11 protein-coding genes are annotated in these 11,849 nt (G+C 65.0%); 4 read left to right on the forward strand and 7 right to left on the reverse strand.

From position 1 onward, the window contains the following. Positions 1 to 89 precede the first annotated feature (89 nt). Positions 90 to 1,040, forward strand: coding sequence for a D-2-hydroxyacid dehydrogenase family protein (locus tag GM658_RS25155; RefSeq protein WP_155456820.1), 951 nt, complete (start codon positions 90 to 92; stop codon positions 1,038 to 1,040). A 51-nt stretch (positions 1,041 to 1,091) separates the two neighbouring features. On the opposite strand, the gene GM658_RS25160 is transcribed toward GM658_RS25155, so the two are convergent. After that, complete coding sequence (locus GM658_RS25160; protein ID WP_229417063.1) at positions 1,092 to 1,871, reverse strand: L-asparaginase; 780 nt, start codon at positions 1,869 to 1,871, stop codon at positions 1,092 to 1,094. A gap of 115 nt (positions 1,872 to 1,986) precedes the next feature. Here GM658_RS25160 and GM658_RS25165 point away from each other — a divergent pair, with 115 nt between their 5' ends. After that, positions 1,987 to 2,472, forward strand: a complete 486-nt coding sequence (locus tag GM658_RS25165) for an asparaginase domain-containing protein (RefSeq protein ID WP_155456821.1) — start codon at positions 1,987 to 1,989, stop codon at positions 2,470 to 2,472. 1 nt (position 2,473) lies between these two features. Here GM658_RS25165 and dsbD read toward each other — a convergent pair whose 3' ends face one another. Together dsbD and GM658_RS25175 are read right to left on the reverse strand one after the other, a co-directional pair. Continuing rightward, entirely contained in the window at positions 2,474 to 3,931 is a 1,458-nt protein-coding gene (gene dsbD / locus GM658_RS25170) for a protein-disulfide reductase DsbD (protein ID WP_155456822.1), read from the reverse strand. Further along, complete coding sequence (locus GM658_RS25175; protein ID WP_155456823.1) at positions 3,928 to 4,929, reverse strand: redoxin family protein; 1,002 nt, start codon at positions 4,927 to 4,929, stop codon at positions 3,928 to 3,930. The genes dsbD and GM658_RS25175 overlap by 4 nt, the downstream gene beginning before the upstream one ends. 81 nt (positions 4,930 to 5,010) lie before the next feature. Between GM658_RS25175 and pdxR the strand changes: the two genes are divergently transcribed. Further along, positions 5,011 to 6,438, forward strand: a complete 1,428-nt coding sequence (gene pdxR, locus GM658_RS25180; protein ID WP_155456824.1) for a MocR-like pyridoxine biosynthesis transcription factor PdxR — start codon at positions 5,011 to 5,013, stop codon at positions 6,436 to 6,438. Positions 6,439 to 6,444: 6 nt separating this feature from the next. Here pdxR and GM658_RS25185 read toward each other — a convergent pair whose 3' ends face one another. Genes GM658_RS25185 through dinB form a run of 4 tightly spaced genes read right to left on the reverse strand, consistent with a single transcriptional unit; the run spans position 6,445 to position 9,899 of the window. Continuing rightward, positions 6,445 to 7,341 (reverse strand): recombination-associated protein RdgC, encoded by an 897-nt coding sequence (locus tag GM658_RS25185; protein ID WP_028103579.1) that lies wholly within the window; start codon positions 7,339 to 7,341, stop codon positions 6,445 to 6,447. A 53-nt stretch (positions 7,342 to 7,394) separates the two neighbouring features. Next, complete coding sequence (locus GM658_RS25190) at positions 7,395 to 8,036, reverse strand: hypothetical protein (protein ID WP_155456825.1); 642 nt, start codon at positions 8,034 to 8,036, stop codon at positions 7,395 to 7,397. After that, positions 8,036 to 8,695 (reverse strand): hypothetical protein, encoded by a 660-nt coding sequence (locus tag GM658_RS25195; RefSeq protein WP_155456826.1) that lies wholly within the window; start codon positions 8,693 to 8,695, stop codon positions 8,036 to 8,038. Before GM658_RS25195 ends, GM658_RS25190 begins: the two co-directional genes overlap by 1 nt. Before the next feature lie 52 nt (positions 8,696 to 8,747). Next, positions 8,748 to 9,899, reverse strand: a complete 1,152-nt coding sequence (gene dinB, locus GM658_RS25200; RefSeq protein ID WP_155456827.1) for a DNA polymerase IV — start codon at positions 9,897 to 9,899, stop codon at positions 8,748 to 8,750. A gap of 160 nt (positions 9,900 to 10,059) precedes the next feature. Here dinB and GM658_RS25205 point away from each other — a divergent pair. Then, positions 10,060 to 11,849: methyl-accepting chemotaxis protein (locus GM658_RS25205; RefSeq protein WP_155456828.1), on the forward strand; the 1,790-nt coding region annotated here is incomplete at its 3' end.

The raw sequence follows: 11,849 nt of genomic DNA on the forward strand, positions 1-11,849 counted from the left end.
ATATTGCCCGACTAATGTAGTAGGCTATTCCAGATATTCACAAACCTGTTATTTCCCTACTATTTCCATCACAAAATCTGCTAACTGACATGAAAATTGCGATTCTCGATGATTACCAAGACGCAACACGTGGCTTGGAATGCTTCAAAATTCTGGATGGCCATGAGGTCAAAGTTTTCAAAAATTCCGTGAAGGGAATGGGCCAGCTGGTGGCCCGCCTGGCGCCGTTCGAAGCGCTGGTACTGATTCGCGAACGCACCTCGTTCAACCGTACTTTGCTATCGAAGCTGCCGAATTTGAAGGTCATCTCGCAGACCGGCAAGGTGAGCGGGCATATCGACATGGAAGCCTGCCGCGAGCTGGGCATCACGGTGCTCGAAGGCGTGGGTTCGCCGACTGCCCCGGCCGAACTGACCTGGGCGCTGGTGATGGCGGCGCGGCGCAAGCTGTTCCCGTACGCCGGCAAGCTGCGCGACGGGCAGTGGCAGCAAGTGTCGATCCGGCATGAACACAATACGCTGGGCCTGGTGCTGGCGGGCAGCACCATGGCGATCTGGGGCTATGGCAAGATCGGCAAGATGGTGGCGGGGTATGCGCGCGCCTTCGGCATGCGGGTGACGGTGTGGGGCAGCGAGTCCAGCCGCGCCGCAGCGGTCGCCGATGGCTACGAAGCGGCGGCTTCGCGTGAGGCATTCTTTGCGGAGGCGGATGTGCTTTCGCTGCACTTGCGCCTGGCCGACGGCACGCGCGGCATCGTCACCGCCGAAGACCTGGCGCGCATGAAGCCGGACGCGCTGTTCGTCAACGTCAGCCGCGCCGAGCTGGTTGCGTCGGGCGCGCTGGAAGAAGCCCTGGCTGCCGGCCGCCCCGGCTATGCCGCGCTCGACGTATTCGAAACCGAACCGCTTCCAGAAAATTCACCGCTGCTGCGCATGCCGAATGTGCTGTGCACCCCGCACCTGGGCTACGTCGAGAAAGCAAGTTACGAGCTCTACTTCCGCCACGCCTTCCAGAACCTGGTCAACCACATCAACGGCTGACTCCGTGTCCCACCCTGGGGTCACACCCGTTTCGGGACACGAGCTGGAGCACTATACAGCCGGGTCCGTGTCCCATTTCGGGTGTGACCCAAGGGTGGGACACGGGCTGGACTGTAGGGGCGTGGCGTGAACTTTGCTCCAGAGGCCGGCCCAGCCGGGCGGCCAGGTGATGTCGGGGCCGCGGTAGGGCGGGAGGTTGGCGCGCACGGGGATGACGGGGACGGCGGGCATCTCGGTCAGCGGGGCGCCGTGCGGGCGCTGCATGTCGAGGCTGTACATGTAGCCGGGTAGCAGGGCGTCGCAGACTTGGGCGAACCAGTTCGTGTGGTCTTCGTCGCGGCCGAGCGCCTGCGCCAGGCCTTGCGGGTCGAATTTCGCCAGCGCGTGCACCAGTTCTTCCGTCGTGGCGCCGGGCTGGTCGCCCCAGCCCATCACGGGATTGAAGATGTAATCGGCGCCGGAGCCGTACCAGCCTTCGCGCCAGGAGCGCTGCATCCAGTCGCGCGGGCCGGTGAACAGGTGCCAGCGCCAGTGCAGGCCGGAGGGCTTGGGCCAGGAGTACAGGTATAACTTCTGGTAGCCGGCCTTGTGCAACTCGCGGACGACGGCCATCAGCCGTGCGTGCGGCATGCGGTCGGGCGGGGCGCGGCGGAACAGGATCGCTTCGCCGTCGGCGAACTGCACTTCGTCGGTGGACAGGTTCAGGTCGAGCGTGCGCGATTCATTGCCAAACCGGGCGGAGATCCAGCCGGTGAGCAAATTGACGGCCGTGATCACTCCGTAGCCGCGGTAGCGGTGGAAAATCACGGTTCCTGGTGCGAGCGCTTTCATGGTCTGGCCGGGCAAAAAACCCAGTGTAGTCAACAGTTCGGCGGAATGCCAGCCGGTTGCGGAAAACTTTTTCGGCTATCATGCACGCCATTCATCGATTTCATTTTAATTCATCATGACCCTGCGCATCATTGCCACCGGCGGCACTTTCGACAAGCATTACAACGAACTGAATGGCACCTTGGCTTTCGCCGACAGCCACCTGCCTGCCGCGATCAAGCGCGCCCGCATCACCACGCCTTGCGAACTGGAAGTGGTGTCGCTGCTGGATTCACTGGACATGGTTGATGCCGACCGCCAGCGCGTGCTGGCCGCTTGCCAGGCTGCGTCGGAAAAGGCGATCGTGATCGTGCACGGCACCGATACCATGCCGCAGACCGCCGCGGTCCTGGGGCCGGCAATCAAGGACAAGACCATCGTCTTCACCGGTGCCATGATCCCTTACGAGATCGATAACTCGGATGCTTTCTTCAACATGGGCTTTGCCTGCGGCGTGGCGCAGGTGCTGCCGCCCGGCGTGTACGTGGCGATGAACGGCCAGATCTTCGCTTGGGATAACGTGCAGAAAAACAAAGCGGCTGGTGTGTTCCAGCCGCTCTGAGTTACCTGATCTTCGCCAGCGTTTGCTGGAAGCGTTCGGCGTCCTGGTAGCCGATCACGCGCGCTCCTTCCTTGCCCCCGCCGCCGAACAGGATGATGGCGGGCGGTCCAAACAGGCCAAAGCGTTTCAGCAGGGCCTTGTCTTGTTCGGTGTTGGCGGTGACGTCGGCTTGCAGTAGCACCGCGCCTTGCAGCGCTGCTTTCACTGGTGCGGCGCTGAAGGTGAATTTTTCCATCTCTTTGCACGATACGCACCAGTCGGCGTAAAAGTCGAGCATGACGGGTTTGCCTTTCGCGAGTTCGGCCTCCAGTTCCTGCACATTGCTGATACGCTTGAATGGCAGCGCCGAAGTGTGGTGGCTAGGCAGTAGCGGCAATGCCATCCAGGCGGCCAGCGCCAGCAGCATGACGCCGAAGCCTCGCTTGACCCACACCATCCACGCGCCGGCCCGCGGCAGCAGGCTGCCGGCGGAAACGCCCACCAGCACCAGCGGCACGCTCATGCCGGCTGCCATCGCGAACAGGGCGCTGCCGCCTACCAGCACGTCGCGCGTCTGGCTGATGTAGACCAGGGCTCCGGCCAGCGGTGCGGCCACGCAGGGGCCGACCATCAGGGCGGAGATGGCGCCCATGCCGAAGACGCCGGCCAGCTTGCCTGCGCTGCGGCGGTTGGAGCTTTCGGCCAGGCGCGATTGGAGGGCATTCGGCAGCTGCAGTTCGTACAAGCCGAACATCGACAGCGCCAGCGCGGTGAGCAGCAGGGCGAAGCCGCCGATTACCCATGGCTTTTGCAGCGAAGCGGCGAGGCCTTCTCCTGCCAGGCCGGCGGCAATGCCGAAGGCGGTGTACACCAGGGCCATGCCAAGCGAATAGGCAGCGGACAGCAGCAGTCCGCGCTTGCGGCTTGGCTTGGCGCTGTCGCCGACGATGATCGAGGACAGGATGGGGACCATCGGCAGCACGCAGGGGGTGAATGCGAGGCCGAGGCCAAGCAGCAGGAACAGGGGCACGATCTTCAGCAGCCGTCCGCCCTGCAGCACTTGCGCCAGCGGTGCGGCGGCCTGCATGGTGATGCCGGACTCCATCGGCGAATAGCACAGGCCCGCGTCGGCGCAGCCCTGGCTTGTTACACGCAACACAAAGGGGCCTTCGCCCTGCACCGGCACGCGCACCGTAACGCGGTGGCGGTAGGTTTCCACTTGCTTGCCGAAGGTCTGGTCGAACTTCACTTTGCCGGCCGGCAGTTCAGGTGCACCCAGCTTGGCGCCGTCGGCACTGAACTTGAAGCGGTCGCGGTACATGTAGTAGCCATCGGCGATGTCGAAACTGACTTCGGCGGTGCCGCCATCGGCCATCCTTGCGGCGAAGCGGAAGGCGGCTTCCGGCTCGAGGAAGTCTTGCGCAAAGGCGCGGGCGACAAAAGCCAGCAGGGCAAACAGCATCAGCAGGCGGCGCATCATTGCACCTCAAGGGCTTTGACTGCTTGCGCCAGGCCGCGTTCTCCGGGGCCGATCACGCGCGCCACGCGGCCTTGTCTGTCCAGCAGGACGACGCTGGGGATCTGGCGCACGCCGAAGGCATTGAACAGCGCGCCGTCCTTGTCCAGCCGCATTGCCATGCGCGACTTTTTGCTGCGGGCGAATTCGGCGACTTCCTTGTCGGAGGACCATACCGGCGAGGCCACTGCCAGCCATTCGACGCCGTTGTTTGCGGCAAGCGTTTCGGCTTCTTCGCGCACACGCTGGCAGGCTTGCGCAGTCGCTGGGCGGCTCTCTTTCAGGTAGGACTCGCACCATGGGGAGAAGAACATCAGGGCGCGCGGTTTGCCTTGCGCGGCGGGCAGCGGGAGGCCCTTGGCGAGGTCACCTACCTTCAGGACGGGCTGGCTCGGCGCGGCTGCCGGTGCGGCCAGCGCCAACGGATTCGCTACCTTGCGCTCGTTGACGGCGCTCGCCAGCGCGTTTTCAAGCTCCTTGTCGTGCAAATGGCCGACGTGCTCGATGCGGCCATCGCGGCCGATCACGATGTGCTGCGGCGTGACGCGCAGGTTCAGCTTGGCCGCCAGCGACCCGTCGTCGATCACGATCGGCATGTGCAGTCCGTGCTGGGCGCGGTAGCTTTTCACGTCGGCTTCGGTATCGCTGTAGCCGGCATTGACCGCCACCACGGCGATCTTGTCGCCGTACTGCTCGTACGCTTTTTCGAATGCCGGCATCTGCTCACGGCATGGCACGCACCAGGTAGCCCAGAATTTCAGGTAGACCGGCTTCTTGCCGTAAAAGCTGGCCAGGTCGATACGCTGGCCGTCGATGGTCTGCAGGACCGCCGCCGGTCCGGGTTGGCCGACCAGCGCCTTGCCGGCCAGCTTGGCGCGGCTGGCGCCGCTGCCCGCTTCGTCCGCGTGCGCTGCGACCGTGGAAAGGGTCAGTAACAATGCTGCGATAAATGGCTTGAACATGATGGCTTTCGTCAGATTGGGATGAAAACCATGGTACCTTCGCCTTAGGCCATTAAAAAGACGCAAGAATTCGCTGAATTTATGTACCATTCACTCGACCTTTCCATTGACCGCAAGGCCGCTGCCTCCCTGGCCGACCAGATTTTCCTCGGCCTGCGTAACGCCATCGGCGATGGACGCCTGGCGCCGCAAGCGCGCCTGCCTTCCTGGCATGACCTGGCGGCGCAGCTGGGCGTGGCGCGCGGCACGGTGCGGCAAGCGTATGAGCGCCTGCGCGACGAACAGCTGGTGTTCACGGCGGGGGCGGCGGGGACTTTCGTCTGTGCGGGCGCCAGCGCCGGCATGGGAGCAGCGGCCGCCAGCGCGCTGCGCGACATGTCCCCTGCGGCGGCAGCGCAGGATGTGGTGCAAACCTTTCCCGGCCGGGCCGTCAGCACGCGCCCTTTCCAGGTCGGCGTGCCGGCGCAGGACGCTTTCCCTTTCAAGACCTGGTCGCGCGTGCTGGGCCGGGCGGCTCGCACTGCGGCGGCAATGACCCTGGCCTATCCCGACCCGCGCGGCGAACATTCCCTGCGCGCCGAAATCGCGGGCTACCTGTGCGTGGCGCGCGGGCTCGATTGCACCCCAGCGCAAGTGCTGGTCTGTAATGGCTATGCGGGCGCGCTAAGCCTGGTCCTGCACGCGCTGGAACTGAAAGGCACGGAGGCCTGGGTCGAGCAGCCTGGCTACAAGGCGACGCGCGACGCCTTGCTGGACGCAGGCATCAAGCTGGTGCCGGTGCCGGTCGACCCGGAGGGGCTGGACGTGGCTGCCGGCATGCGCAGCGCGCCTCGCGCGAAGCTGGCAGTGGTCACTCCGGGCCAGCAGGCGCCGCTCGGCGTCACGCTGTCGCTGCGGCGGCGCCAGGCCTTGCTGGAATGGGCGGCGCAGGCGGAAGCCTGGATCATCGAGGACGACTACCTGGGCGAACTGCAGCCGCAAGGCCGTGCGGCCCCGGCCCTGGCCTCGCAGGACCGTGCCGGCCGCGTGCTGCACCTGGGGACGTTCAGCAAGACGCTGACGCCGTCGCTGCGGGTGGGCTTCCTGGTGGCGCCGCCGGCACTGGCGGACAAGCTGGCGCAGGCGGCGTCCACCTGCGCCAGCGCGCCGCCGCCGGTGGTACAGCTGGCGGTGGCCGAATTCCTGCGCAGCGGCGCCTACCTGCGCCATCTGCGGCATATGAAGCGCTTGTACCAGGAGCGGCGCAATGCATTGGGTGCGGCACTGGACAAGCTGGGCGTGGTGCAGGCGCCTGCGGCACTCGGTGTGCTGCTGCAATTGCCGCCGGGTGTCAGTGACGTGGAAGTGGTTGCGCGGGCGCGCGGACTGGGCATGTCGCCGTCGGCCCTGTCGGCCTGGTACGCCGGCCAGGCGCCCGCACAGGGCGGGCTGCTGCTCGGCGTGACCAATGTGCCCGAGGACATGGCCGCGGGCTATTGCGAGCGCCTGCTGGCGCTCACACGGACGTAGCGAACGTTACGCCTTCGCTTCGCCGCCCAGGGCGTCGACGACGTCCTGCAGCAGCTTGGCCAGTTCGCCGGTCATCAGCATGAAATCGCCGTCGAAGCGTTCGTCGTCGTTGCGGGTAACGGCGTCGTTTTCCTTCATCACGTCCAGCGGCTTCACGCCTTTGATGGCCAGGGCTTCGGTCAGCACGAAGCTGATCTTGCTGTCCCAGGTCATGGCCAGGCGGGTGCACTGCTTGCCGGCGGCGATGTGGCGGCGTACTTCTTCCGGCTCCAGGGTGTGGCGCACGTAGCGCACGGCCGCCTTGCTTTCGCCGGTGGCGCGCAGTTCGGTATCCATATCGACGGTGAAGCCGGCAGGGGCTTCGTCGTCCTGCAGCCAGGCAGTCATCACGCCCACTGGGGAGCGCTGAACGCGCAGGCTCTCGATCGGCATGCGGTCGACGGCTTTCAGCAGCATCTTGATGATGTCATCGGCCTTGGCCGGGCTGGCGGCGTCGACCACCAGCCAGCCGTTGACCGGGTCGATCCAGCACCAGGTGTTGCTGCGGATGGTGAAGGCGCGCGGCAGCAGTTCGTCGTGCACGCGTTCCTTCAGCTCTTTCATGGCTTTTTTGCCTGGGGCGAAGCCTTGCTGTTCTTCCATTTCGGCGGCGCGCGCCTTGGCTACCTGGTTGACCACGGTCGAAGGCAGCAGCTTTTTCTCGGTGCCCAGCACCATCAGCATCTGCTTGTTGACTACGTGTACCAGGCCGCCATTTGGACGCGGCTTGTCCCAGCCCTGGCGCATCAGCTCATTGCTGCTGGCAGGGGAGAAGGCTTGCGACTGCAGTGCTTCTTCGAGTTGTTCTGGAGTAAATGCCCATGGGGCGGGCAGACGGTAAACCTGGAGATTCTTAAACCACATACTTGTTTGCAGCCTAGCTGAGCATTTTCAAAGGAACGACATTTTAGCAGGAGCTATTTGGGGCAGCGAACGATTAATGTTTTGCCCGCGTTATTGACCGCGTTCAGGCCAGCGTGATCGCGGTTGCCGCGCTTGAGCATGCAGTAGCTGCCGAGGGGAGTCGTCACCCGCGCCAGGCTGTCTCCATTGGGCAACACTGTTTCGGTCATCGAGAAGGCGCCGGAACCTTTGTAGGCCAGCGCCATATCTTGCGACAGTTTCGATTCGTGGACCAATACTCGGTCGTTGTCATTTTTGCTCTCCTTGCGCAGCTGGCGGTCGATGCCGATGGCGGCGTGGCGAGAGCGTTCCAGTACGCTTTCCACCACCGGCGCCGGCTGGGCGAAGGGGTCGGGGATGGCCGGTTCGGGCGCTTCGGCGGCGGGCGGCGGCGTGCTGGCCGAGGGTGGCGCAGAGGGTACGACCGGGACCGGCTGCGGTGAGACCTTGCGGCGGGGAGGCCGGGCTGCGGCGGACACATTTTGTGCCGCCTCCTTTGGCTGCCGGGCCGCCACTTGGGTCAGGAAGACGAGCTCTCCTTCGCGCTGCTGGCCAAGCGGCTGCGTGCGCGGCGCGGTGACGCGCCAGCAGGCCAGCATGGCCAAGTGCAGCCCGGCGACCAGCACCAGCAGGCCATGCCGGCGGTGGATTGCCATCAGGGGCACGTCTTCACCTGGGTTTTGTTCCCGTCGCGGAAAGGATCCTGCCCGGCCGCGCCGACCAGGTTCACGTATTCGCACCATTCCTGTCCGCCCGCGCGGTAGCGTTTCATGGTGCGGCCATCGCCCATGGTGGAGGTTTGTTCCAGCACCACTTCGCCGTTGTAGGCGCGCGCCAGCTGCTTGGCCAGCGGGCTTTGCTCCTGCACGATGGTGGCGAATTTATTCAGGCTTTCCTTGCGCAGCTGGCGGTCGATGCTGGCAGCGGACATGCGGGCCCTGTCGCGCAATGTTTCGGCTGGCGCAGCGGGTTTGGCAAAAGGGTCGGCCGGAACACTGGCGTTGGATGGCAGGGTGATCGTTTGTGGCGACTCTTCGCGCGCAGCCGGTGGCGCATCGGGCCGGGCTGCTTTGCTGGCGAGCGGCGGCGGCGCGGGCCGCGCATGCGAGGGCTGCCTGGCCGCGCGCGGCGCCGGGGCTGTTTCGTCGCGCGGCTTGGCCGCCGGCATATGGAGGAATACCAGCTCACCATCCATGCGCGGCGCCGCATCAATGGCATGCTGGACGACAGGGCGCCAGGCCATCAGCAGGGCGAGATGCCCCAACGCGATCACGACCAGCCAGGCGCGCCGCGCCGGGTTGAAATCTGCTTGCATAGGTAGTCCGGTTTGCAGCCGGACTCACATGCCAGCTCGCGCGGGAAAGGTATCACATATTAGCAAAAAGATCACCCTGCGCCGGCTGCGCCCTGCCGGCCTCCTCCAGCGAGCACAGCGCCGACATGCGCACGCCGAGCAGGCGCAGGCGGTCGTCCAGCGGCACGCGGCGCAGGCACTCGCCGGCGGCGCGGCGGATGGCGGCGGCATCGGCCGTGGGCGAAGGCAGCGTGAGGTCGCGCGTGACCGTGCGGAAGTCGGCGTAGCGCAGCTTGATGCCGACGGTGCGGCCGGCATAGCGCTTGCGCGCCAGGTCGTCCGCCACCTTCTGGCACAGGCGGGTGAAGATCTCGGACAGCTCGGCGCGGTCGCGCTTCACATGCAAGTCGCGCGAGAAGGTCGTCTCGCGGCTGACGCCTTTCGGCTCGTGGTAAGTGGAGATGGCGCGCTCGTCGCGGCCATGCGAAATGCGCTGCAGCCATTCGGCGTAATTGAGGCCGAAATGTTCCTGCAGCAGGGCGGGATCGGCGGCAGCCAGCTGGCCCACGGTGTCGATGCCAAGCGCCACCAGCTTTTTTTCCGCCTTGGGGCCGATGCCGTTCACCTTGCGCACCGCCAGCGGCCAGATGCGGGCGGGCACGTCGTCGTAGCCGACCACGGTCAGGCCGTTCGGCTTGTCCAGGTCGGAGCAGATCTTGGCCAGCAGCTTGTTCGGTGCGATCCCGATCGAACATGACAGACCGGTCGCGGCACGCACGGCGTCCTTGATGCGCTGGGCCAGTTCCCGCGTTTCGCCTTCGACATCGGTCAGGTCGATGTAGATTTCATCGATGCCGCGGTCTTCGATCTGCGGCGCGATGCTCGCGACGGCAGCCTTGAACAGGCGCGAATACTTGCGGTAAGAGTCGAAATCCACCGGCAGCAGGATGGCATCCGGCGCCAGCGCCGCCGCCTTCATGGTGCCCATGGCGGAGAACACGCCCAGCGCACGCGCCTCGTAGGTGGAAGTGGTGATCACGCCGCGCCCCACGTAATCGCGCAGGCGGGAAAACTCGCGGGTGCCATCGGGCAGCTGGCGCGGCTGGTGCCGCCCGCCACCGCCGATCACCACCGGCAGGCCGCGCAATTCCGGATAGCGCAGCAACTCGACGGACGCATAAAAGGCGTCCATGTCGAGGTGGGCAATGCGGCGGGGCCAGTCCATATACAAAAAGTCGAGTTCGCTTGCGATACTGTAATTATATACAGTAATTGCCCAGCTGGGCTTGCTGTGGCGACAACGCGACGCAGTTTTTGAGCGCTGCGCCGCCTTGCCATGCCTGTGCCATCATCAGGCACAGACCAACTTTCCGGTGAGGCATGGCATGAGCTTCTCGAACATGAATATCGGTATGCGGCTGGCGATGGGTTTTGCGCTGGCCATTGCGATCCAACTGGCCATGTCGCTGACAGGGATCAGCCGCTTGAGCCACAACGCCAGCCTGACCAAGCGGCTGATCGAAGACCGCTACATGAAGGTACAGCTGACCAACGACATGCGCAGCTATTCCAACCGTTCGGCCCAGTCGCTGCGCAACGCCATGCTGGCGCCTGACAAGGCCGGCAGCGACGCCTTCCTTGCCAATATGGCGGAAGCGGATACCGCCGGCACGGCAGCCGCCAACAAATTGCAACAGGTGCTTGTGCTGGAAGAGGCCAAGAGGCTGTTTGCCGAAGAGACCCAGGCTTTTGAAGCCTTCCGCGCCAAGCGCGACGAGGTACTCAAGCTGGTGAAGGACGGCGACCATGAGAGCGCAGTGCAAACCCTGTTCAACCAGGCGATTCCGCTGCAGAACGCTTATTTCGGCAAGCTCGATGCCATGCTCGCCCTGCAAAACAGGCTGATGAACAGTGATGGGGAAGAGGCGGCCAAGTCCGCATCCGATGCGACCATGTTGATGATCGGGCTGCTGGTGCTGGCCACGGTGGTCTCCATCGTGGCCGGCTACCTGATCACACGCTCGGTGACAGGTCCGCTGCTGCAAGCGGTGGAGGTGGCGGAAACGGTGGCGCATGGCGATCTGACGGCTGACATCGACGTGCGCCGCAAGGACGAAACGGGACGCCTGCTCAATGCGCTGAAGGACATGGTGTCGGCCTTGAAGCGCACCGTCGGTTCGGTGCGCACCTCCACCGATACCATCAATACCGCAGCGGCGGAAATCGCGGCGGGCAACCTGGACCTGTCGCGCCGCACCGAACAGCAAGCAGCCAGCCTGGAGGAAACCGCGTCGTCGATGGAAGAACTGACTTCTACCGTCAAACAGAACGCGGACAATGCGCGCCAGGCCAACCAATTGGTGGTGTCGGCGGCGGGCCACGCCAGCGAGGGCGGGCAAGTGGTGAGCGAAGTGGTGGATACCATGGGCGCGATCAAGGCCAGTTCGGCGCGCATGGCGGACATCATCAGCGCGATTGACGGCATTGCGTTCCAGACCAATATCTTGGCCCTGAATGCCGCGGTGGAAGCGGCCCGCGCCGGGGAACAGGGGCGCGGCTTTGCGGTGGTCGCTTCGGAAGTGCGCAACCTGGCGCAGCGCAGCGCCAGCGCGGCGAAGGAAATCAAGGAGCTGATCGATGATTCGATTTCCAAGGTCGATGCGGGCGGTGCGCTAGTCGACCGGGCTGGCGCAACGATGCAGCAGATCGTCGCTTCCGTGCAGCAGGTGGCGGACATCATGAATGAGATCACGTCGGCCAGCCAGGAGCAATCTTCCGGCATCGAGCAGGTGAACACTGCGATTGTGGAAATGGATAACGCAACGCAGCAGAACGCAGCGCTGGTGGAACAGGCGGCAGCTGCGGCGCGCAGCATGCAGGAACAGTCGGAGCGGCTGGTGGAGGCGGTGTCCGTGTTCAGGATGGAGGAACCGGCAGCGGCAGCCGCGGTGCGGCGCGTGCCTGCGGCGAGTACGCCGGTGCCTGCAAGGGCCACGGTTCCGGCACTGCGTGCGGCGCGCGGCGGCCCGGCCCAGCGCAAAACGCCCGTTGCCGCGTCCAGCGCCGGCGCAGCGGAATTGGCCGGCGAGCCAACTGTCGCCGCGTCCCCGGCTGACGGCAGCGAAGCGACAGAACCGATGGTTGCCGCGGGCGGCGCAAGGCGATCGGCCGGGGA

The organism is Massilia eburnea (assembly GCF_009720745.1).
Lineage (GTDB): Bacteria > Pseudomonadota > Gammaproteobacteria > Burkholderiales > Burkholderiaceae_D > Rugamonas > Rugamonas eburnea.